Genomic DNA, 21882 nt, shown 5'->3' on the forward strand with positions numbered 1-21882 from the left:
CGCCGAGTGCCATTCGACAAGAGCCGCATCTTCCCCTACACATACCGCTCCTACGCTCAACGCCACGCCGACGCGGGCGTTCAGGTTGATGTTCTGCGCGAGCTCATGGACCACCTGCACCTAGTGACATCGCAGAGCGCATCGGTGAAGACCGTCGCCGCGCTGCGGTCGACACCGTCACCGCGCTGAGCTTCGACCGGCACGGCAACCGGATCTGGCGTGACGCACGCATGCGGCTGGAATCCGAACGCGCCCGCCACGCCGTCGGCGAGGTCGCCGTCCCCTACGGCACCTGCACCGAACCGACCAACGTCCAAGCAGGCGGCGGAGCCTGTCCGGTCTGGTCCGCTGCGCGGGCTGCGACCACTTCCGCACCAACATCGCATACCTGCCCGACCTGCAGGCATACCTTGATGATCTGCTGCGCACCCGGGAACGACTGGCCGCCACCCTCGACAGCGTCGACGACTGGGCTCGTGCTGATGCCACCCCGACCCAGGAGGAGATCACCCGTATCCGGCGGCTGATCAACCGGATCAAAAGCGACATCGCCGACCTCGACGAAACCGAACAAGCCCAGATCGACGACGCGGTCACCATCGTGCGCCGTCACCGCGCCACCCACAGCATCCCACTGGGCATGCCGATCCTCACCACCGCGCCCGCATCACCGACCACCCCCGCCTCGGAGACCAGCGCATGACCACCACCCCACCGAAATCCTCACACGTGCAACGCATCACGAGCACTCGGCCGAGGCGCATGGCCGCCGCGACGACTCAATTCGCCGACGCCAACGCGTCCTGGCCGGGCTCGACCGGGCCGCGGCCGACGGCCAGCAGATCAGCGCGTCCGCGATCGCGCGCGCCACCGGAGTCGACCGCACCTTCCTCTACCGGCACCGCGACCGCCTGGAGAAAATCCATGCGCTGCAAACAGATCCAGCGATCAGTAACGACACCGGGCCTGCGGTCACCCGCGCCTCGCTGCAGGCGGACCTGCTCGCCGCCCACGAACGAGCCGCCCGGCTCAACACCCGAATCCAGCACCTCGAGAAACGCTTGTCCGAAGCCCTCGGCGAACAGACCTGGCGCGAATCTGGGCTCGGCACACCCACCGACATCGACGCCCTCCACCAGCGCATCAACCAGCTCGAACAACACAACCTCGACCTGCAGCAACAACTCGACGAACGCGACGACGACCTCGCCGCAGCTCGCGCCACCAACCGCGAACTCATGGCCCGACTCAACACATCAACCCGCCCCCTGGTGAAACGCACGTTAGTCCACCCCGTTGCCTCATCCAACATCGCCCAGAACCATCGGCGTTTCACGGGTGGCCAGTGGCTGATGATTCACCGCGACAGACGTGCCGGACGTCGACGACGAGCGCGTCCGGCGTCACGGCCATTTACCAGGCCCAACCGGTGAAAACCGCTCGATAAGCGGCTACCGCGCACTCGAGTCGACTGAAGCTAGCTCGGGAGCTCGGCATTTCGGGCCCCGCAGCCCAATGAGCAACGGACCTAGAACATATGTCCATAGTTAGCGTGGCCAGCTGGGCGAACTCAGTCCCGGCCCCGATCGTGAGCAAGCGGATTCGGCTCTGGTTCATCCGCCACGATCCAGCGACCGGTTGCCGGGACCGCACACAGGACGAGAATCAGCAGGCTCACGATGATCGGAATGATCAAGAAGGTGAAACCTCTGTTGAAGAGCTGTGCAACGCTCACAATCAGTGCCACCCCTGACGCGAGGATCAACAGGAAACGACCCGTTTTCATGTACGCCAGCAGAAGGAATCCGCCGACCCACCAGGCCAGCCCGATGACGACGGCGACGATCCCCATGAGGATCAGGTCTGTGTACCCGCCGATCTCGACTGACGATTCGCGGGCTTCATCTTCGATTCCGACGACCGTGTAGAGAACCCACATGATTCCGGCGATTCCGGTGATTGGACCGAGGATCAGCGCGGTGATGGCAGCGGTGACGGCGGTCGCGCCGTGCGGGGGCGGCGTCGGTAACTCCGGTTGATCGTGCGGATCTTTCACACTCGTTCCCCTCGCCGTTTCGCTCGAACCTACCTCGCCGTGCCGGAAGCGGGCGATGCAGTGTTTTCAGGTGTCTTGACCAGCACGACGACATGGCCCATCGGCTGACCCGCTGGTGATTCCACTGAAGCCCAGAGAAACGCGCTGCATTCGGCATGAGCGGTGTGCGCCGCGAGGCGCTTGTGCGCCGTGAGGCGCTAGGGATCGAAGGAGGGTGGAAGACCTTCTCGCTGGGTTGTCGCAGCAGCCCGGTAGAAGCGGAGCGCAGTCCGACCCGGGAGACGCCGGTGAGGGCGGGAAGCAGCGCTGACAAAGCCGGGACGGTTCGGCACTGCCAGACGGACCGGGTTCGGCAAGCAAGATCGGACGGTATACGAGAGAAACCAGTGGTAAAGCTTCGTAAGCGAGGCACCGGCTCAAATCTGGTGGATATGGGCCGGGATGCAGTGCACGACAACCCTTGTGGTGGTCGACTCCGTAGCCGGCTAAGCGTGCCGGTGAGGAGGTCACGGTGAAAGCCTGCGGCGTAACTGTGACGATGCTGCCGGAGCAAAGCTGGGTGCCAAGCCGATCGATCGATCCTTAGTGAACACGGGAACCATCCGAAACCGTTCCCGCAGTGCGGAATCCATCCGCAGGGCGGGATAGGCCCGTCGTCGGCCGAAGGTCTCGGGTGGGGCGTAGGCCCCGGTGCGACACGAGGTCGCACGTAGTGAGTGAACACATCAATGGAGGTTCGATGTCGAAGATGTAGTTTCCAAGCCAGTGCTCATGGCTTGTCTCCGACCTCGGCGTGCGTCGCGGGTGACTGCGGGGTGCGGAGCATCGAGGTGAAGGCCCAAGGGTTCTCGTTCCATCCGGGGATTACAGGCCAGGAGAAGACCGGACGGGCGAACGCGCAGTGAATCCTCGATGACGTCTCGTCACCGTCACCTCCGCCGATGGGATGTTGCAGCGGGGGAACAGGACTGGTCGCTGGGAAGCGGCGGGTGCCGCGAAGGTTCGAGGCCCTAGCGGGAGAGCACCACCGTCCCGGGATGAAGAGGGCGCCCACCCCGGTCGTGTCTCACACGTGCGGAACGTGGAAACCCCGGCTGAGGTCCGGACAGCGAAAGCTGCTTGCAGCCAACGTTGTTCGGTAAGCCGACCGTGAGGAAGGCCCAATCCCTCAGTGGGAACAAGATGGTCCAACAAGCGAATGCCGGTGCGTCGAAAGGCGACAGGAAACCCGGAGACCGGTAGCCGACTCCTCCGTCGGTGTCTTTGGGATAACTGGCCGGATACGGGCGATGCCCGGGCCCGCAAGGGTGCTGACGTGGACCAGGTGAGCTGTTGAATGCTCCGATACCGGAGCGCCGGAACCGAAGGGCAAGTTGGACACTGATGACGGAAAACACGCTGCCGAGTTCGACGGCGTCCGTCGATGTGAACGGACCGGAGGACGTGCTGGACTGGGACGCCATCGACTGGCGGGCTCAGGAGGATCACGTACGGCGTCTGCGGCAGCGGATCTTCAAGGCGACACGGGATCAGGACCTGAAGAAGGTCCGTAATTTGCAGAAGCTGATGCTGCGCAGCCGCGCCAACACGCTGGTCAGCGTGCGGCAGGTCACGCAGCGCAACGCCGGCCGCAAGACGGCGGGCGTCGACGGGCAGGTCGCATTGACCTCCCCAGCCAGGGCCGAGCTGGTGACGGGACTGCATGCGTCGTCACGGCCGTGGCAGGCGCGTCCTGTCAAGCGGGTGTACATACCGAAGGCCAATGGCAAACTCCGCGGTCTCGGGATACCGGTGATTGCCGACCGCGTGCAGCAAGCACGGGTCCGCAATGCACTGGAGCCCGAGTGGGAAGCCCGGTTCGAGCCACGCTCATATGGTTTCCGGCCGGGCCGGAGTTGTCACGACGCGATGGAGGCCCTCTTCAAAGCAGCGTGCGGGCGCAAGGCTCGCAAACTGTGGGCCTCGGACGCGGATTTGACCGCAGCGTTCGACAAAATCGACCACCATAACCTGATGACAATGCTGGGAAATTTTCCCGCGAGGGGAATGATCCAGCAGTGGCTGAAAACGGGAGTAGTCGACAAAGGACGATTCGCACCGACCGAGGACGGTGTTTCGCAGGGCGGTGTGATAAGTCCACTGCTATTGAATGTTGCATTGCACGGGCTGGAGGGGGCCGCCGGAGTCCGCTATTATCTGACCGGTAATTATGCCGGGCAGAGCAAGCCGGGCTCGCCGATGCTGGTACGTTACGCCGACGATATGGTCGCCCTGTGTCACTCGCGTGAGCAGGCCGAACAGGTCAAGGCGCAGCTGGCCGAATGGCTAGCACCCCGAGGGTTGGCCTTCAATGAGGAAAAGACGAGAATCGTCCACCTCGACGAGGGCATAGAATTCTTGGGATTCAGCGTTCGCCGGTATTCCGGCAAGCTGCTGATCAAACCCAGCACAACGGCGGTGAGACGGTTCCGGAAACGGCTGCGCACCGAGATGAGATCTCTTCGTGGCTCCAATGCTGCTGGGGTTCTGCGCGCGATCAACCCGATCGTGCGAGGGTGGGCGGCCTATTACCGAGGGGTGGTATCCACGCGGGAATTCTCCCGGTTGGATGCATACATGTGGCGGCTCACCTTCCGGTGGGCACGCTACAGTCACCCCAAGAAATCGAGGTGGTGGGTGGTGGACCGCTACTTCGGTCAATTCAATAAAGCCAGTCAGAACCGGTGGGTGTTCGGGGACCGCGTCAGCGGTCTCTATCTCTACAAGTTCGCCTGGACGAAAATCGTCCGGCATGTGATGGTCAAGGGCACGGCGTCTCCGGACGATCCGGACCTGGCCCAGTACTGGGCAGACCGTCGCCGCAGACTGACGACCCCGCTCGGGCGGCAGACGCTGAGGCTGCTACACCAACAGCACGGACGCTGCCCTATGTGCGGGGACTTCCTCCTGCACGCCGACCACCAGCCCCGCTCTCCCGACGAATGGGAGCAGTGGATACGCACGACCCGCCACGTGATCCGCAAACGCTACATCGCGGTCGCTGTCGGGTCCGGGGGACCGGACGAAACCCAACTCCGTCTCGCACACGCTCACTGCCTCCGAAAGGCAAGCACGGCAATCACTTCTGCACACCCGTGAGCCCTCGCGGCTTGCTTGAGCCGGATGCCCGGAAACGGGCCCGTCCGGTTCTGAGGGGGGATCGGCGGGGCGACCCGCCGGTCCTACCCGATTAGTAGGCGCCGGAGTCATGCCCGGCCAGGGAGGACGGGGAAGCCGTCCGCAGGGCGAAGGACGACAGGTGATCGGACACCACAGGAACTGGGAGGTATGCGAAATGCAGAGCGCCGCAACGGTGCTGGGTGTCCTCCGTGATCGCGGCAGCAAGGGGCTGCCGCTGGATGAGTTGTATCGACAGTTGTTCAATCCGCAGTTGTATCTGGTGGCCTACGGACGCATCTAGGCCAACACCGGAGCGATGACACCCGGGGTCACCACAGAAACCGTGGACGGCATGTCGCTGAACCGGATTCACCGCATCATCGATGCGGTGCGCCACGAACGCTACCGATTCAACCCCGCCCGGCGAGTCTGGATTCCCAAACGCAACGGGAAACTACGCCCACTCGGACTGCCGACCTGGTCGGACAAACTGCTCGGTGAAGTGATCCGCCTGCTATTGGAGGCGTATTACGAGCCGCAGTTCTCCGACCGGTCCCACGGGTTCCGTCCCGGCAGGGGTTGCCACACCGCGTTGAGCGAGGTGGCCGACACCTGGACCGGGACAACCTGGTTCGTCGAGGGAGACGTCTCCGACTGCTTCGGATCGCTGGATCATCAAGTGCTGCTGGCGATTTTGGCGGAGAAGATCCACGACAACCGGTTTCTGCGGCTGACGCGCAACATGCTCGAGGCTGGATACCTGGAAGAGTGGACATGGAACGCCACCGTGTCGGGTGCCCCGCAAGGTGGGGTGGTTACGCCCCCAACGCAGTTGGCAATGTTCGCCCTCCTGGTCGGTGTTGCCGGTCGAGGGGGTGCCGTTGCTGGCGCGTTCGCGGATGGGGATGCGGTGGCGGATGGTGATCTTTTCGGGTCCGATGAGGACGTCTTTGACCAGCAGTTTCAGCACGCGGCGACGTTCGTCGACGGTCGCGGTTTCGGCGTTGTTGTTGAGCTGGGCGAGGAAGCCTTGCAGGTCGGCGGCAAGGGCGAGGTAGGCGTCGCGGTCGGCGAGTTGGGCGTCGAGGGCGTCGATCTGGTTGCGCAGGCCGGTTTCGCGGGCGCGTAGGTCGGGCATGCGGGCGCGCAGCTCGTCGATGGTGATCAGTTGTTCGCCGAACGCTTCGATCATCGCGGCGATGCCCGAACGCGCTTTGGCCAGTGCGGTTTCGAGCCGTTTGCGTTGAGCGACAACGGGATCGGATGTTTTCGCGGTTTGCAGGCGTTTGTCGATCTCGGTGTGGATCAGTTGTGGGTCGGCCAGCAGGGCGGTGATGTGGTCCCAGACGACGGTGTCGAGGTAGTCCGCGCGGACGGGTTTGTTGTCACAGGCCCGGCCGCCTTCGTAGCGGTAGTTGTCCGAGCCCAGGCACCGGTAGTAGTAGATCTTCTTGTTCGTGGTGCGGGTGGGGGTGCGGTAATAGCCGTATCCGCAGGCAGCGCAGGCCGAAATACCTTGCAGCAGTGATGGTTCGGTGCGGCCTCGCCCTGAGGAGCGTTTGTTGTCGGCCAACCGCTGGGCCACGCGGTCGAAGGTCTCGACGGTCACGATCGCCGGGACCGGGATCTCGATCCACTCCTCGCGCGGGCGGTCCACGGTTTTCGACGGTTTCGGCACCGAACGGCCCTGCAGACCCCAGCGACCAGATCCCGCAACCGCTCCAACGCGGGCCGGACCAGTGTGGCGCCGGAGTGCCCGTCGTCGGCGAATACCCACTGCTCAGGCACCTCGAGCCCCGGCGTGCGCCTGCAGTGCCGCGATCTGGGAGGCGATCGTCTCGTTGCGCTTCTGCCGGGCCGAGGACACCCGGGCGTAGATCACCGCGCTGCTCACGTGGTGGCAGTCCTTCCTGAGCCCGCCTAATGCGGGCGCGTCGTTGCGGAACCAACGTCTCGTAGACCGATCCGGTAGCACCCCCGATGCATTGGTCGATGCAATGGCACGCGCCGGGTTCGAGTTGAACGACGATGAGCAAGCACACCCCGGCATCCCCGGAAACCTCACGCTCGCTGAGCAACTCACCGGCGTCCGGGTCACGGCCGAACTCCTCGACAACGCCACCTACAGCGCCGGAATCGTCCAGCTACCCCCCGTCGACCACTCGGCCTATTACTCGAAACGCGCGGACCTCTCTGGGCCGATTGCCACATTCGACCTATCACCGGGGCGTAGATCGAAAACGGTGTCCAACGTCCTCAGGGTTCGTTTCCCGCATGTCTAAATCGTTTGTGCCGCAAGATGTCCGGCCGTGGCGACGAGTTGTGCTGCGGGGGACGGCGTGTCGACCCCAGTGTTGATGAAGCTGTCGGGGCATACCTCGGTGCGCAGCCTCGCCAAGTACGCGAGGGTCTCCGACGAGGGGCTGCGACGGTATCAAGCCGACAGCGACCCTGCGGCCAGAGGCTGACCGGGTCGCTGATCCCGATGCGGCCCGCCGGTTATCCCCTGGTTCGTGCGTCGCTGATCAACTATTCCATGGGCCAGTCACCCAGGACCCATCCACTCGATCACAGACTGCCCCGGCTGAGCGGGCTCGAGTTCGCCCATCGGGCCGAGGACAATTGGCCCGGCATTGCTGGAGCCACCCGCACGGGCGTCCTCGGCGAATTCCTGCAAGCTCTTCGGCCTGCCGTCGTCGATGACGGGTTCCTCCAGGCTGACGTCATAGTCATCGTCGACCAACTGCTCGGGCGGGATTGATTGATCGTCTGTCAACTGAGCCAGTTTCTTCTCATTCCTGCCATCAGCCATCGAAGGCAGCTCCGACTGTGTGAGAAGCGCGCCCGCAGCAATGGCCAAGGTAGCCATCGCGGCACCTCTGAACAGATTTTTCATACTGTGACCAACCTATGAGCGACTTCGAAATCCACTGCGGTTGTAATGAATTGAACCTCTATGGCGAATGCCAGCATACAGCCGGCCGGTCCCCCGGCAAGTCGCTTCCCTCACCTTCGAAAACAGTGCCTACCGTGCCTTCTCGGCCAACTGGACCCACGCGCCGGCTACGGGCCGCAAATCAGCCCACTCGCCTATGCTGTGCTCCCCGGCCCACACCTATTCGACTCTGCCACCGCAGCCCACACAGCGCTGCTCGACTACCACTGATTATTTGGAGACACAACCAAATCAGCCAGCTGGCCTGAGCTCGTCGAACTTCTCGCGTAGGGTCGGACCAAGGCGATCGAGGACATCATAGCCGGGGCCGGAAGGCCATGGCAGGTGCATGAGGAAGGACGTGCCGATAGCGGCCCTGACCTCACCGCCGAGCGGGGCCTTCTCGAACTCGGTGGACAGGAAGTGGATCAGTCCTTGCCAGTTGAGGTCTTTGAACTCGCCGTCCTCGCCGAGAAATGCGGAAACCACTGCGGGAGTTACATAGATACCGAGGAATACGTGGGTGAGCGGCCCGCCGTCGTTCTCGATATGGCACTCGAGGTCCTCGGCCAACTGAGGGAAGCGCTCGGCGATCCTGGACATGAAAGCGGATGCGTTATCAGCGTCGTCGTACATGGACAGTGGAGCTCCTTGCTCTCGGGCCACACCATCACGATAACCCGCGTTTATAGAACGAAACTTCTTGATTGCCTTGCTCGTCGACGGTGCGTGAGCGAGTTGGACGCGCGGCGGTTGTCGCCTGTCGCGCAGGAGCTGGTGCGGCTGCGGTGGCGGCTGCGCTGGAGTCGCCTGACCATGTCAAGCAGGCCAGCGAGTTCCTGACCTGGCTGAACGGGCAAGACCTCTCGCTGCGAAACGAATACCAATCTCCGGAAAGCTTTTCGAACCGTCGAGCACTGTGGCTTCTCGTCGACACACAGCACCCGGGCCCGCTCGGGCGGATTGTGGAGCAGGCCAACGACATCCGCGACCCTCCATAAACAACGGATCGGTCGAGATCTTGAAACCATCGCTCAGGTGCGGTTTCAGCTCGAACCGCCGCCAGATCTGCCCAATCGTCGATTTCGACAGCCCGGTCCGTTCAGCCACCGACGAACGCGACCAGCGCGTGGCATCGAACGGCACCTGCCACGTCAATTCGACCCTGCACCTGATCCAGCAGGACGGCGACTGGCGCGGCTCGTCGGCCATGCCAGCCCCCCGTACTCGACGAACCAGCACCGCCACTTGGCCCCCTCGGTGGCGACACCCCCAACTGGGCTGCGACATGGTTATTGAACGCGCCCGGCTCGGCGCAGCGCCAGTACGGTCCGGCACCGCAACGCATACGCCTCCGTCGGCGTCTCCGCCCGCGCGCCCGCCACCAAATCCCGCCCCTGAGCCTCGGTCACCGCCAACTCGGTCGACTTACGGCGGTGGGTGACTGGGGCGATGCCGGCGTAGGCGGCGAGGTGTCCGGCAGTGGCGAAGGCCGAGCCGTCGCCGACTTCGAGCAGGATGCGGGCGCCGGTCCTGACTCCGACGCCGGGCATCGAGGTCAGGACCTTGGAAAGAGGGTGGTCATCGAGCATCCTCTCGATATCTGCGGCAAGCGTTTGTCGTTGCATCAGAGTGGTTTTCAGTGAGTCTGCGAGTTTGGGGAGCACGATCTCCGCGGAGCGCGCGCCGGGAACGGTGACGGTTTGCTGTGGCAGCGCGGCCAGGATTTCCTCGACGAGGCGAGTACCCATGCGTGAGGCGTGCCTGACTGCGATGGCGGTGAGTTTGCGGCGTCCGGCGGCTTGGATACCGACTGGGCCGCCGCAGCGGGACAGGATCTCGAGTACTGGCGGGGTGGGCGGTGCGTGGGCCCAGGACGCGTTCGAGGGCGGGATGGATGCTGGTGAGCAGGCCGCGGATGCGGTTGATGGTGCGAGTCGCCTCCCCGGCGAGGTCGTCGTCGAAGCCGACCAGCACACCGAGTTCGGTCAGGGCTTCGTCGCCGGTGTCGACCCGGCGCAGCGCATGGGGCATGGTGCGTGCAGCGTCGGCGATGATGAACGCGTCGCGGGCATCGGTTTTGGCTTGCCCGGGGTAGAGGTCGGCGATGCGTCGCATCGCCAGGCCGGGCAGGTAGGCGACGTCGTGGCCGCAGGCGCGGGCGACGGTGACTGGCAGGGCGCCGATGGTGTTGGGCTGGTCGACCACGATCAGTAGTGGGCCGCGGGTGGCGAGTCGATCGAAGACCGCGCGCAGTTTGGTCTCGTCGTTCGGTAATGCTTTGTCGTACAACCGGTTTTCCGGTCGGATCGAGCCCGACCGCATGATGTTCGCCCTTGCCAACGCCAACGCCGCAGTACACGGCATACGCCTGTGCCAATCGTCGTTCCTTCGTCGCGTCGAACCCGCACGGCCGCCGATCTGGCGTCAACGCCCGGCACCCACGTTACGAAGAGATCTGCGTTCGGCCCTGTCCCTATCAGCGGTCCGTCGACGCCACCAGAACCCGGCGACACCACCCCCCCGGATCATGCGAAAGACAGGGGCAAGACGTCATACCGGGCCTGGCGACCGTGGCCCTGGTTGCAGGGCCACGAAGAAGGTAACGGGGGAGGTGACCGCGCTCGCCGCAACCGGCCATGCGGGTCATTTGGAAGAGCACCCTGTTTGGGGCGTCTCACGTTCGTACCGCTTCGCCGAAGGGTGGGCAGGCATCGCCTACCTGTTTCCATTGCCATCGCGCACGCGCGCGGTCAACATAGCCGTCAAAGCATCCTTACCGGAGAGCGTCCGCTCATCCCCGACCCCGTACGCAGCGAAACTGCCGGTCGGACTTTACACTTCGAGCGTCCCCGGACTCTGCGGATGCCGCTGTCGCTCAGGCAGAGGGACAGGCTGGGGCGGCACAATCCCCTTGGGGACAGCCGGAAACTGCGGCACCAGCGGTGGGATCTCCTGGAGGCCCAATTCCGTCTGCGCATGGATGACGACAGCGTAGGCTTGCTTAAGCGTTCGCTCGACGGTGACGGCAAGCCTGTATTCGGCATACGACGCAAGACCACCACTGGCAGAAGGACGTTCGGTGTAGGAGGCAGGCACCGTTTGATCCAGATTGGTCGCGGCCGACATCTCCTGCAATCGATAAACCAGGTGCTGGAGTTGTCGCAGGGCCGCCGAACCAACAGTGGCGGCTCGTTGCGCGATAGTGACGGCCGTACCGTCGGCGCCATGCCACACCGTCTGACGACCTTGTAGAACATTCTGAGATGTCGAATACGATCCGGCGGCGAATCCGACCAGACCAGCGGCCTCGGCGACAGCAAGTAAGGGCAGAGCCACGGGCGGACCCTTGGGCGGGGATACCGCGTATTCCGGGGTACCCAGCGTATCGGCCAGATCCTGGAAAACGTCTCGGGCTTCGACTATATAGTCGGCCAGGGCTTTCGATGCCCGGGGTGGCGGGTCGAGCGGCACCTGCCACCCCTTGTGCTCCGGCTTGGGTGGGGTAGGCGCCGGTCCCGGGGACGGCGCTGGCGTGGGATCGGCTGCCTCCTCCAACATGTTGATCTCCATCAAGCTATTTGTTGCGGACTGTCGAGGTCCAGGTTCTCAGCACCCCCGAACCGGCACCAGGGAACTCCCAGCAATGGAGGACCGTACTGGTGACATCGCGTAATCATTCGTGAGTTCCATTCGTCAGTTGGTGGTGACCAGCCAGGCGTCTCTGCACAGCCGACGCCGTCGCCCAGCCCCCGGCAAGGCTGACGCGAATCATGGGGGTTGAGACTCACCCGGGAGAAAAGTCACGCTAAGTGGTTCTGTTTGTGGACGCTGGATCCGAGACCTCGTCAGCGATGAGGCCGCAGGGTCGGCGGCCCTGCGAGTGATGCCAGATGCTCTACGACCTCGATCAGCGGCCTGCAGGTGTTGATTTCCACGGTCGCCACCGAGCGCAACAGCGGCTCGTTTCGGCGGTATCGGCCGCGATTCGATCGCGTTCTGTGGGAGCTTTCCCGAACGGATTGGTCTGCCGGTGCGCGACGCGGTCGAGTATCACGTGCACCGGTGCGGTGAGTAGCACGATTTCGTCGAATCGAGGATAGAACTCGACCTGGTTGCTCACCGTTCCGCCGATGAACAAGGGTTGGCCGGAGCGTTCGTGGTCTGTGATCAGCAGGTCGATTCGCGCTTGGTGCCACTGTGGCTCCGGGGCGCGGCCATCGGAACCAGGGACATTTTCGGTCCAGTCTCCGTAATCGGTATCCACCACCACCGGGCCTGACTCGTGATCAACTGAGTGAACCGATCGGCAATATGCTCAACCACAATCTGCTCGAGGAACTGACCCGATCGGCCACTCTGGTGCCGCGCGACCTTGACATCCTCGATTAGCCCGCCCGTGGCCGACGCGGATGTCGGCTGTGGTGAACGCGCAGGCTAGAAGCGGTAGCGAAATACGACGGTGCCTCGCCGGGACAAGGCGGTACTGCGCGCCGCGAGGCGGCTCCACAGTCGCATGGGCAGCGTTTGGCCGGCGTTTTCGGGGACTCGGGTGAGGAAGATCTCCTCGATCAGTGTCAGGCCAGGAGCCCATTGTTCGGGTGCGTGGGGGTCGTCGAAACCAGGGTTGACCATTCCATCGGCGGCGGATCCGGCGCCGAGGTAACCTTTCGCCGCTTTGACAGCGAATGTGGTGTAGGCATTGAACGCCAGTTCCCCACTGGGGAAATGATCGACGAGGTGGTTCAGCATCGATACGAAACCGTCTTGGGGGAGGAACGGCACCAGGCCGTCGGCGACGATCACGGCTGGTCGGTCACTGGGGAGGTCGTCCAGCCAGTGTGGTTCGGTCAGGTCCGCGCTGATGCTGTGGACGTCGGTGCGCTGAGGCACCACCTGCTGCCGGAGATCGATGACCTCGGGGAAGTCGATACCGTACCAGCCTGCAGTGGAGGGTGGGTTGACGCGGAATATCCTGGTGTCCAGTCCAACCCCCAGATCCAGCACAACCGCGTCCGGGTGGTGGGAGATGAATCGCTGCACCACTTCGTCGAGTTTCTTGGCCCGTACCGCGACATCGAAGATCAGGGTCCTCGGGTCGAAGACCTTGCTCATTGCGCCGAATTTGGGGAGATCGGCGACGTCGTACCCGGTCTTGCGGATGACCTCGTCGGCCATGGCGTCGCCGAGGAAGGGGTGTGACAGGCGGCTGTCGATAGCCCTGCTGCCGAGCGTGATGAACACGCTCTGCTGTGCCGGGGTGAGGTTCGGAAGCGTAATACCCATGTGTGTCAGTTCTCCTTCTGTTGTGACGGACGCGCAGCAGTCCACGAGTCCATAGCGGTCTGCGTAAGCGTGTCGTCGGTGTAGATCCGTCGCGTGAACAGCTCGGCCATCGGCATCGAGATTCGCGAGCACATCGGGACCGAACCGTTCACTGCCCAGGGCGCGCGCCAGGGGTGGCGGCATGGTCAGCACGGCGAGGCCGATGAGGATGTTCAGCACCGCCAGTGCCCGTGGGTCCGACGAGGGGCGCATGGTGCCGGCGGCGGCTTCGGCTCTGACGATCGCTTCGGACTCCTCGACCATGGTGTCGACGAAAGTGCCGGCGGTGGGTGCGTCGTCGTGGATCGCGCGGACCATGCACTGCACATAGAGCGCGTATTCATCGGGATCCGACAGGTAGACCCCGAGCAGGTCCTGTCGCGCGGGGGGACTGCCCGTGGCCCGTGTCCGTTCGACGAGAACGGCGGCTTCATCAACCGGTCACCAAACCTCCCATTGAACAATGTTCGCAGTTGCAGGATAGATGTTTGCTAACACGGTTCGCAACTACCGGGTAGTGGCATGCTGACTGCATGACACCCACGACTTCGTCGACCTCGTTGTTGTGGTTGCGAGGCGACGATCCCAAACCGGGGCCGCGTCGCACCTACACCCTGGACCAACTCGCGGACGCGTGTGTCCGGATCGCCGACACGGAGGGGCTGCACGCACTATCGATGCGTCGCATCGCGGACGACCTCGGGACCGCCGCGGCCTCTCTCTATCGGTATGTCGACGGTAAAGACGACCTACTCGCGCTAATGGTGAACCACGTCGCCGCGGAATACGACTACACGGCCTTGACCGGGAACGTGTGCACCGACGTCTTCGTCATGCTGGACCAGGCACGGGCGTTGCTTCGACGGCACCTATGGTTGAGGGAGGGTTTAGGCGAAGTCGCTTCGTTGAACCTCGGTCCGAATTCGATGCGATACCTCGACCACATGGTCGGCGCCTTGGCCCAGGCGGAACTCGACGCCAGCGCGATTATGATGGGCAGCAGCCTACTGTCGGGTTGGGTACACAACTTCGCCAAGCTGGAAGCAGCGGGGTTTTCCGTCTCCACCGCGGGCGAGTCCGAACACATTCCGACAATGCTGCCCCATGGTGACTACCCACATCTGACCGCGCTGTTCGCCACTGCCGAGTCAGCGACCGCACCAGTAGACAATGATGCGATGTTCCGGGCGGGCATCGAAGCATTACTGTTCGGCATCATCCCGGGCAGTGGTCGACCGAACGCGGGCTAGGGCGCAGCTGTTCCGCTCTTGCATCTCCGGAACGTGATCGCGCGGGTGATCGATCGCGCTGGGCGCCACCATAGCTCGTGTGCCAGAGGATTCGCGTACGCGTCTGCCAAGAGAATTGCGGTTAGGGCCGTCGCCACGTTCACAGAAGGCGTCGATGTGCGCAAAAGCGCGAGGGCCGACGCCCGACCCGGTGGAGCACCATGTGCGGGAGCTGCTGGACACATGCCGAGGATCGGTCGCCAACAGAGCGGTGAGGATGGCAAGTTGCGGGTGGCACTCACATGGTTATGGTCGTGGGCGCCGATGGCTGTGCAACGACCGGCCTGGTGAACCAGCCCGCGTAGGTCAGCAGCAGGCCGATCACGGCCATGACGCCGAAGAATATGCGGGCCACGAGCGTCGCGGTCGGCGAGAGCAGGGTGTCGTCGACGCCTGACTGGATTGCTTTGGGGTTGGCGACCAGGAGGAATCCCCGTACGGCAACGAACCAGCCGAACAGCGACACGGTGACCGCAAGTGGTCCGCGCCAACTCCGGTGACCGCCGATGATGACCAGCCCTCCGGCAAGCATCAGGGCGCCGAGGAAGAAAACCATTACGGGCTGACCGAACAGGTCGTTGATAAGGCCTTCCAGCGCGGGTAGGCGGATCGCGTAGACGGTGGTGAAGGTTGCGACGTAGGGCCCGATGACGCGGGCGAACGCCCGACTACGTTCCTGCGCTTCGATTCTGGCGGTTGGCACGTTATTACTCCTTCTATCCAATCCGACCGGGGGCTATTGACTGCCCGAAACGGGGGGTTGCAGATGCGCGTCGGGCTGGTATCCGACCTGGCGGAGCACCGCACGTAAGAACTGCTCGACTTCGTCGCCCGTGCTGGTGTCCGGCCGGGTGGCCAGGTGCTGCCAGACCGCGCCGGTGAGCAGATCCAGCAGAATGTCCACATCGGTGTCGGCGGGCAGCTGCCCGCGCTCCCGGGCCTGCTCGAACACCTCCTTGCGCGCCTGGTCACGATGCTGACCGAACAGGTCGCGGTAGGCACGAGCGAGCTCGGGATAGTCATCGCTCGCGTCGTAGAGGCGACGCAAGAGACGGCGTTGACGCGGGTCGGTGAGGACATATGCCCAACCGACCAGCAAGTGTTCGATGTCGCGGATCTCCGGCGTTCGCGGAGGGTCTCCGTAGGCGGCCTCAACCGCGGCGATCAACAGCCGAGTCTTGTCCGGGAACCGCCGATACACGGTTGCCCGGGTAACTCCCGCACGCCGGGCGACCAGCTCGACGCTGGTCGCCTCCGCGCCGCGTTCGATCAACAGCTCCAGCGCGGCGTTCAGGATAGCGACATCGGCTTCCCTACTCCGAGGTCGGCCAGGAGCGCGGTCATCGACACTCACAGGTTTTACAATACAGATATGATCCGTATTGTAAAGCCGCGGTCGGGGCGCCCTCGGATCAGTGGGCACCAGGCCGGTGTCGATGGTGGCGAAGACGGAGTCGGCCAGGGATCGCACACCTGCGGCGGGGATTTCGCCGGTAGCAACGAACGTGGCCAGGCCCTGCATGACGCAGCGCATGGTGAGCATGATCGCATCCACCGAGGGCCCCCGTATCGCACCCACACGCCATGCATCCGCGATTGCTCCCGCGAAGGTGTCGCGCACCGAACCACGCACCACGGCCAACTCCGGGTGGGCGTCTCCGTCGGTGATCATTCCGCCGAACATCAGCTGGGACAGGGCAGGCTCGGCCGCCACGAACTCCAGGTAGCGGTGGCCGATAGCGTGCAGCCGTGACAGCTGGTCATCGAACTCGATGGCGGACAAGGCTTTGCCCAGCTCAACGAACCCCTGAGTCATCACAGCGGCGAGCAGCGCCTCCTTGTCCGCGAAGTGCCGGTAAGGCGCCGCTGCGGACACTCCCGCCTGTGTCGCGGCTGCCCGAAGCGTCAGCCCCGCGACGCCTTCGTCCTGCACAAGTGCGCGTCCGGCATCGACCAGCGCCCGTCGCAGGTCGCCATGGTGATAGGCCTTGCGCTTCGATGTTGACATCCTTTACATGATCTTCCGTGATGTGAACAATGACAACTTTCTTCCAGCAAAGGCGAGCCATGTCCTACCGCATCCACAACGTGCATCAGCGAGTGCTTTCGACAACTCCCGAAAACTTATGGGCGACATTGACATTGCTCGGCACGGACAATGACCCGCTATACCCACCGGAGTGGGGTTGGGTACGCTTTCCCGACGGTCTGCACTTCAGCGGCAGGATGGTCCAGCACAACGGTGTAAGCCCGATCACCTACCGCATTACAGAAGTCGAGCCACCGCGACGGCTGTGGTTCGGCGGAATCCCCGGCATCAACGGAAACCACGGATACGTCCTGGAGCCCGTCGACGGAGGCACTCGGATCAGCCACGTGCTGTCGGCCGAGCCATCGATCATCCCGTACCTCCTGTGGACAGCGGCGTTGCACCACAGCCACGACGCTATCAGCGAGCGCATCTTCGACAACCTCGAGTTCCTCATCACCGGTGCGATTGCCGATCCACACCGCCCCGGATCGGGTGCGCGAATCATGAAACGACTGCTCGGGAACCGGTCCACGAAAGTCGCTCCGCCTCAGCGCCTCCATCACGTGGAACCCCCGACTCAGCCGCATGCTTAGCCGATTCGGGCCTCCAGCGTCGCAGCAGGAGCGATGGTCAAGCACCGTCGGATAGTTGCGAACGGTGTTAGCGAACAAGTATCGTTGCGAACACTGTTCGCAATCGGAGGTCTTGATGAGCTGTTGTCGACGCTCCACGGTTGTCACGGGAGGAGCCGATTCCACCCGCCTGGCCGTGCCCGCAGAGGTGCTCAGCCGCCGTGTCGTGATCGACCCGCTCGGGCCCGAGTTCATGCGAATGTCCGAATTGACCTGGTGGCCACTGGGCCGCAGGTGCTCTGGACCGGGTTCACCTGGTCCACGACCTCTGGGTGGGCATCCACGAGGTCGTGGATTCGTGGTGTCGGCTTTCGTTGCCGACGTGGGAGTCGGCGTTGACGGCCCTTGCCGAGTGGCGCCCCAGCATGCTCAACCAACAGATTCCGGCATGGGTTCGCGCCTCGCGGCGGCGGACCAGGACCGTGTGGTTCATCGTCTCGGCCTTCGTTCTGGTTGTTTTGCCCGGCTTACACGGCGCGGTCGCGTGGCGCAAACCGATACCGTGACAGACGAATTGTCGATGGCCGACTGCAGCCTCTCGTCGCCGAGAAGTGTGACGAGATGAGTGACAGTAACGGCGAGTTCGGGCTTTTCGGCGGCCGTGCTCACCCACGCGGTATCGAAATCACTGCTCCCGTATCGATCGACAAATAGGACGCGGACGACGATGGCGATCTGGATACGACGGATGCGGTTTCGGCGGCCACCCGCCGTGGTTCTGCCGCGAGGATGTGGTCGGAAGCTGGTACGGACGGCGAGAGGACCTCGAGGCAGGCGTAGGTGCTCGTTGGTATTGGAGCCGGAGGAGTTCTGGGATCCGGACCGGTGGCGGCCGAGTGCCGTGGCAGGACGCTGCGTCGGATGGATCAATTCCGGCCGACGTCGGCGTCGGGTGGTCTGGATCTTGATTGCTGTTGTTGCGTTGCTGGCTATACCAGGGATCCTCGATGGAATGGCACTCGGGCAGCCTGGGACTGGGGGCGGTGGCGGTGGCGGCATCGACGTACTCGATTGGATGGATATCCGGGACTCCCAGGGTGTGCCGGCGACGAGGTATCAGATCTCGACAGATGATGGAGGCCTTTTTCACCCGGGCGACACGGTGAGATCTGCCGTGCTCAATTTCGAGGTCCAGATCTGGCTGTTTCTGCAGATTCCCGCGTGCGAGTTCGTGGGCTTTTCGGCTGCTTACGAATGGTTGGCCCCCTTTCATCGCGCTTTGACCGGTGTTGCAGAGAGTCTTACCAGGCAGATTGCCACACCGCAGGTGCTTATCACTGCGGCAGCGATAGGCTCATTTATTGTTGCAGTGTTCGTTGTGCGGGGCTATTTTGCTCGGGCTGCGACGCAAGTATCTTTCATGCTGCTGGTGGCAGTGCTGGCTCCGGTCCTTCTTGCGGAGCCTCTGGCGGAAGTGCTGGCGCCGAACGGTCTCCTGGCTCAAGGGCGTGATCTCGGCATCTCGGTGGCGGCCGGTCTCCATGGTGATGCTGATCCGAATCCGGCCGATCAGGTGGAAGTCATGCAGGCTGGTTTGGTCGACAACCTGCTGCGACATCCGCTGCAGGTGTTGAATTTCGGTCACGTCGTCGATCGGTCGCCGGCCTGCCGTGATGCTTGGTCGACCACGGTTCTCTCGGGCAATGATTCCAACATCAGGGAAGCAATGCGTAACTGTGGCGACTCGACTGCTTATGAGAGGGCTTCCAACCCGACCTGGGGACAGGTCGGGTCCGGTTTGGTGATCATTTTTCTGTCCCCGCTTGCATCGCTGGTATTGATAATGATTTCATTCATGATTATCAGAGACGGCTGCTATGCTATCTATCACGGTTTCATGACAATCTTTGGTTTCGCTGCAGGCGGATTCATTTACGGACCGACACAAACGTTCCTGATAAGGAACATCGTGGATGCGTTTATAGCTACCGGCCGAATGGCCGCATACACCATATTCCTGGGCGTATACACACTTTTTCTCAACAATATGTTTCTGCAGGCAGGCAGCTAGGTGATGGAAATATTGTTCCTTTGCGCTGTCGTGAACGTGGTCGCAATCTTCCAGGTCCGCAACCTGAGTAAGGCAATGCGCGGTGGTAGTGACTGGATCGCCAACCGGCTCGGGCTCGCGGCGCAGGGTTCCTCGAGCCCAGGTCATGGTGGTGGAGGCGGTTCTCGCGCCTTGGGGATGGGCGTGGTCGGTGCTGCCCACTCCATGCCGGCCCATGTACTTGCCGGGTTCGCTGCGGCGAGTACAGTCAACAGTTCGCCCATCGCCGAATGGCTTTTCGGCGGGCGTGGTCGGCCGCTGAGCTCCGATGCGAAACGGCGGCGCAGGGTGGAGAAGAAGCAGCTGTCGGGGTGGGATGAAATAGCCGCCGAGTGGGCCAATTCGTATCAGAATATTCGGCAGTTCAATAATGCTGGTCTCCATGCATTTCGTAACCCGGATCATTTCGCTGCGAATATCGGCCGTATTGTCGGGCACCGCAATGTCCGGTCGGTAATCGGCCGAGGCGGTGTTAATACGGCGAGGGAAGCAGCCGCGATCATCGAAGCCGTGATCGAGGACGGTGGTGGGTCGATAGAAAGAGTTCGCGGCGCTATGATTGCCGCAGGGTTCACCGATGAGAGAATAATGTACGAGGCCGCCGCGGCTCGCAACCACGTCGACAAAAGTGCCAAGCGTGAGCCATGGCAGAACGATGATTTGTCGATGCATATGGCTGCGTTACGGAACTTTCAAGACGATCGGACTGAGTTCAATCTCGCCGAGGTCGAGACCTCGGCGCTGAGGTTACGCAATAGATACCGCGGGGGTGTTAATTTCGATGATCCGGAACATGAGCGGCTTGCTCGGCATTACTTCGAGAATCCCACTCCTGGTTCATGGCAGCAACTCCGAGATATAGCGGATGGCAGGGACAGCTCAGACAATAGCGTGCCAGCGAATGCCCGTGTACCGATCGATTTGGGTACCGGACCGGTGACTGTGAACAGAGACGAGGCGCAGCGCATTACCACTTGGGTCGGCAATCAGCACGCACGGCAAATTGTGGAGTCGCTCGACAAGGTCATGGACTTGCCCGAGGGCGAGTTGCATTCGCAACGAGCCGACCGTCTGATCGCAGACCTACGGTGGCACAGTGTCCGCGCGAGCAACGACGATGTCCGGGCTGCCGGGCTGCACAGGAATCCGTGGAGCTCGCCACCCCCGCGGCCGTCCAGCCGGACACCGTGACAGCAGAAGGCTCGAATGCCGAAGACGGGCTGTAGCCGTCGTCAATCAATCCCATCACCTAGTGTCCCGCACCGGGAATTCGTTGAAGATATGAGGCGAGTCGTTCGAGGATCTCGTCAGCGGTTTTGGTCCAGGTGAACGGTTTCGGGTTCTCGTTCCAGCGGGCGATCCAGTCGCGGATGTCACGTTCGAGAGCCTGGATCGATCGGTGGGCGCTGCGGCGCAGTTTCTTGTCGGTCAGCAACCCGAACCAGCGTTCCACCTGGTTCAACCACGACGAGTAGGTCGGGGTGAAGTGCATATGGAAACGGGGATGCGCCGCAAGCCATTTCACGATCACGGGCGTCTTGTGGGTGGAGTAGTTGTCGCAGATCAGGTGGACGTCCAACTCGGCGGGGATCTGCTTGTCGAGCGTGATGAGGAATTTCTTGAACTCGGCCGCGCGGTGGCGGCGGTGGATCTGGCCGATCACCTGCCCGTTGGCGATGTTCAGCGCGGCGAACAAGGTGGTGATGCCGTGGCGGATGTAGTCGTGGGTACGGCGCTCGGGCATGCCGGGCATCATCGGCAGCACCGGTGCCGACCGGTCCAGGGCCTGGATCTGCGACTTCTCGTCCACACACAGCACCAGTGCCTTCTCCGGCGGGTTCAGATACAACCCGACCACATCACGCACCTTGTCCACGAACTGCGGATCGTTGGAGAGTTTGAATTCATCGACCCGATGCGGCTGCAAACCGAACGCCCGCCAGATCCGGCCCACCGTCGACTTCGATAATCCGCTCTCAGTAGCCATCGACGCCCGCGACCAGTGCGTGGCATCAGCAGGCTGCCGCTCCAGCGTCGCCACGAGCACCACCTCCACCTGCTCATCGGTGATCGTGCGCGGCCCGCCCGGCCGCGGCTCGTCGACCAACCCTTCCATACCCCGCGCTACGAACCGGTTGCGCCACTTACCCACCGTCTGCGGCCAGATCCCCAGCTCCGCGGCCACCTCTTTGTTGGATTTCCTGCCGCGCAACCCAATACGATGCGACAACGCTGTGCCAGCGCCTGCGACGACTTCGCTCGCCGCGCCCACCGCTCCAGCGTCTGCCGCTCCTCGTCGGTCAACACCACCTCGGCCACCGGCCGACCCGTCCGCGCCACCAGGCGAGCCTACAACCCACTTAATCAATGAATTCCCGGTGCGGGACACCAGAAAGGGCATTCG

The 21882-nt window shown here is 63.1% G+C and carries 20 protein-coding genes and 3 pseudogenes; 11 read left to right on the plus strand and 12 right to left on the minus strand.

Going from position 1 to position 21882, the window contains the following annotated elements; all coding sequences use genetic code 11:
- Nucleotides 1-6: 6 nt before the first annotated feature.
- The gene (locus tag ACQP2U_RS32995) at nt 7-189 is read left to right on the plus strand and encodes a hypothetical protein (protein ID WP_433711045.1); all 183 of its coding nucleotides are present in this window, start codon (nt 7-9) and stop codon (nt 187-189) included.
- A 94-nt stretch (nt 190-283) separates the two neighbouring features.
- Here ACQP2U_RS32995 and ACQP2U_RS33000 read toward each other — a convergent pair whose 3' ends face one another.
- The 3 genes from ACQP2U_RS33000 to ACQP2U_RS33010 all read right to left on the minus strand — a co-directional run bounded on the left by ACQP2U_RS33000 (nt 284) and on the right by ACQP2U_RS33010 (nt 2056).
- Nucleotides 284-613, minus strand: a complete 330-nt coding sequence (locus ACQP2U_RS33000) for a hypothetical protein (RefSeq protein ID WP_433711046.1) — start codon at nt 611-613, stop codon at nt 284-286.
- Nucleotides 614-779: 166 nt separating this feature from the next.
- On the minus strand, nt 780-1163 hold the full coding sequence (locus ACQP2U_RS33005) for a hypothetical protein (RefSeq protein ID WP_433711047.1): 384 nt from the start codon (nt 1161-1163) through the stop codon (nt 780-782).
- A 407-nt stretch (nt 1164-1570) separates the two neighbouring features.
- A complete protein-coding gene (locus tag ACQP2U_RS33010) occupies nt 1571-2056 on the minus strand; it encodes a hypothetical protein (RefSeq protein ID WP_433711048.1) in 486 nt (161 codons plus the stop codon).
- A 1443-nt stretch (nt 2057-3499) separates the two neighbouring features.
- On the opposite strand from ACQP2U_RS33010, the gene ltrA reads away from it, so the two are divergent.
- From ltrA to ACQP2U_RS33025, 3 genes are all read left to right on the plus strand, one after another.
- On the plus strand, nt 3500-5194 hold the full coding sequence (gene ltrA, locus ACQP2U_RS33015) for a group II intron reverse transcriptase/maturase (RefSeq protein ID WP_433711049.1): 1695 nt from the start codon (nt 3500-3502) through the stop codon (nt 5192-5194).
- Nucleotides 5195-5390: 196 nt separating this feature from the next.
- The gene (locus ACQP2U_RS33020) at nt 5391-5516 is read left to right on the plus strand and encodes a hypothetical protein (protein WP_433711050.1); all 126 of its coding nucleotides are present in this window, start codon (nt 5391-5393) and stop codon (nt 5514-5516) included.
- A gap of 51 nt (nt 5517-5567) precedes the next feature.
- The gene (locus ACQP2U_RS33025) at nt 5568-6344 is read left to right on the plus strand and encodes a reverse transcriptase/maturase family protein (RefSeq protein WP_433716656.1); all 777 of its coding nucleotides are present in this window, start codon (nt 5568-5570) and stop codon (nt 6342-6344) included.
- Between the two features lie 216 nt (nt 6345-6560).
- On the opposite strand, the pseudogene ACQP2U_RS33030 reads toward ACQP2U_RS33025, so the two are convergent.
- Nucleotides 6561-6992: pseudogene (locus ACQP2U_RS33030) on the minus strand (recombinase zinc beta ribbon domain-containing protein); the annotation flags it as partial.
- Between the two features lie 160 nt (nt 6993-7152).
- Between ACQP2U_RS33030 and ACQP2U_RS33035 the strand changes: the two are divergent.
- A complete protein-coding gene (locus ACQP2U_RS33035) occupies nt 7153-7497 on the plus strand; it encodes a DUF6461 domain-containing protein (RefSeq protein WP_433711051.1) in 345 nt (114 codons plus the stop codon).
- 263 nt (nt 7498-7760) lie between these two features.
- Here the strand turns inward: ACQP2U_RS33035 and ACQP2U_RS33040 are convergent, their stop codons facing one another.
- Entirely contained in the window at nt 7761-8111 is a 351-nt protein-coding gene (locus ACQP2U_RS33040) for a hypothetical protein (RefSeq protein ID WP_433711052.1), read from the minus strand.
- A gap of 291 nt (nt 8112-8402) precedes the next feature.
- Entirely contained in the window at nt 8403-8786 is a 384-nt protein-coding gene (locus ACQP2U_RS33045) for a hypothetical protein (RefSeq protein WP_433711053.1), read from the minus strand.
- 152 nt (nt 8787-8938) lie between these two features.
- Here ACQP2U_RS33045 and ACQP2U_RS33050 point away from each other — a divergent pair, with 152 nt between their 5' ends.
- Entirely contained in the window at nt 8939-9151 is a 213-nt protein-coding gene (locus ACQP2U_RS33050; protein WP_433711054.1) for a hypothetical protein, read from the plus strand.
- Nucleotides 9152-9571: 420 nt separating this feature from the next.
- On the opposite strand, the pseudogene ACQP2U_RS33055 reads toward ACQP2U_RS33050, so the two are convergent.
- The 3 genes and pseudogenes from ACQP2U_RS33055 to ACQP2U_RS33065 form a co-directional block, all read right to left on the minus strand.
- A pseudogene (locus ACQP2U_RS33055) lies at nt 9572-10530 on the minus strand (IS110 family transposase); the annotation flags it as partial.
- Nucleotides 10531-10985: 455 nt separating this feature from the next.
- Nucleotides 10986-11711 (minus strand): hypothetical protein, encoded by a 726-nt coding sequence (locus ACQP2U_RS33060; protein ID WP_433711055.1) that lies wholly within the window; start codon nt 11709-11711, stop codon nt 10986-10988.
- 876 nt (nt 11712-12587) lie between these two features.
- Entirely contained in the window at nt 12588-13793 is a 1206-nt protein-coding gene (locus ACQP2U_RS33065) for a class I SAM-dependent methyltransferase (protein ID WP_433711056.1), read from the minus strand.
- A 215-nt stretch (nt 13794-14008) separates the two neighbouring features.
- Between ACQP2U_RS33065 and ACQP2U_RS33070 the strand changes: the two genes are divergently transcribed.
- Nucleotides 14009-14725: a TetR/AcrR family transcriptional regulator gene (locus ACQP2U_RS33070; protein ID WP_433711057.1), complete on the plus strand. Its 717-nt coding sequence runs from the start codon at nt 14009-14011 to the stop codon at nt 14723-14725.
- A 277-nt stretch (nt 14726-15002) separates the two neighbouring features.
- On the opposite strand, the gene ACQP2U_RS33075 is transcribed toward ACQP2U_RS33070, so the two are convergent.
- Together ACQP2U_RS33075 and ACQP2U_RS33080 are read right to left on the minus strand one after the other, a co-directional pair.
- Nucleotides 15003-15467: a hypothetical protein gene (locus tag ACQP2U_RS33075; RefSeq protein WP_433711058.1), complete on the minus strand. Its 465-nt coding sequence runs from the start codon at nt 15465-15467 to the stop codon at nt 15003-15005.
- Nucleotides 15468-15500: 33 nt separating this feature from the next.
- Nucleotides 15501-16772 (minus strand): TetR/AcrR family transcriptional regulator, encoded by a 1272-nt coding sequence (locus tag ACQP2U_RS33080; RefSeq protein ID WP_433711059.1) that lies wholly within the window; start codon nt 16770-16772, stop codon nt 15501-15503.
- A gap of 59 nt (nt 16773-16831) precedes the next feature.
- Between ACQP2U_RS33080 and ACQP2U_RS33085 the strand changes: the two genes are divergently transcribed.
- The 4 genes from ACQP2U_RS33085 to ACQP2U_RS33100 all read left to right on the plus strand — a co-directional run bounded on the left by ACQP2U_RS33085 (nt 16832) and on the right by ACQP2U_RS33100 (nt 20669).
- Complete coding sequence (locus tag ACQP2U_RS33085; protein WP_433711060.1) at nt 16832-17389, plus strand: SRPBCC family protein; 558 nt, start codon at nt 16832-16834, stop codon at nt 17387-17389.
- 311 nt (nt 17390-17700) lie between these two features.
- Nucleotides 17701-17934 (plus strand): hypothetical protein, encoded by a 234-nt coding sequence (locus ACQP2U_RS33090; protein WP_433711061.1) that lies wholly within the window; start codon nt 17701-17703, stop codon nt 17932-17934.
- A 446-nt stretch (nt 17935-18380) separates the two neighbouring features.
- Nucleotides 18381-19439 (plus strand): hypothetical protein, encoded by a 1059-nt coding sequence (locus ACQP2U_RS33095; protein ID WP_433711062.1) that lies wholly within the window; start codon nt 18381-18383, stop codon nt 19437-19439.
- Nucleotides 19440-20669 carry a hypothetical protein gene (locus tag ACQP2U_RS33100; RefSeq protein WP_433711063.1) on the plus strand — a complete coding sequence of 410 codons (1230 nt, stop codon included), beginning with the start codon at nt 19440-19442 and terminating at the stop codon, nt 20667-20669.
- 58 nt (nt 20670-20727) lie between these two features.
- Here ACQP2U_RS33100 and ACQP2U_RS33105 read toward each other — a convergent pair.
- Nucleotides 20728-21818, minus strand: a pseudogene (locus tag ACQP2U_RS33105) (IS630 family transposase).
- Nucleotides 21819-21882: the final 64 nt, after the last annotated feature.

The sequence above is a fragment of the Nocardia sp. CA-084685 genome, assembly GCF_050955785.1.
Lineage (GTDB): Bacteria > Actinomycetota > Actinomycetes > Mycobacteriales > Mycobacteriaceae > Nocardia.